This is a genomic window from Xenorhabdus sp. NBAII XenSa04, from assembly GCF_963866145.1.
Lineage (GTDB): Bacteria > Pseudomonadota > Gammaproteobacteria > Enterobacterales > Enterobacteriaceae > Xenorhabdus > Xenorhabdus indica.
Genome location: NZ_CAWMEB010000177.1, coordinates 1 through 305, shown reverse-complemented (window position 1 = coordinate 305; position 305 = coordinate 1). Strand labels below are relative to the sequence as shown.

The window sequence follows — 305 nt, the reverse complement described above, 5'->3', positions numbered from 1 at the left end:
TATATTGGTAAACGTGCTGTTACCGAGATTAAACCTGCTGAAATGCTGGCTGTGCTGCGAAAAATGGAGCAACGCGGCGTTTTGGATAAATTGAAAAAAACCAGACAGGCCTGTCGGCAAATTTTCACCTATGCCGTCATTACCGGACGGGCAGAGTTCAATCCCGTTACTGACCTTGCCAGCGCACTTAAAGCCCCCAAGCAAAAACATTTTCCACACCTTTTAGCCGACCAGATGAATGATTTCCTCATCGCCTTGAGTGGTTATAGTGGAAGTCCGGTTACTCAATCAGCAACACGTATGCT

Annotated in this window: 1 protein-coding gene; it reads left to right on the top strand. The window is 46.6% G+C overall.

Annotation, left to right across the window (positions count from 1 at the left end; all coding sequences use genetic code 11):
• The coding region (locus AAC147_RS07640; protein WP_047686238.1) for a tyrosine-type recombinase/integrase at positions 1 to 305 on the top strand (305 nt) is incomplete at both ends.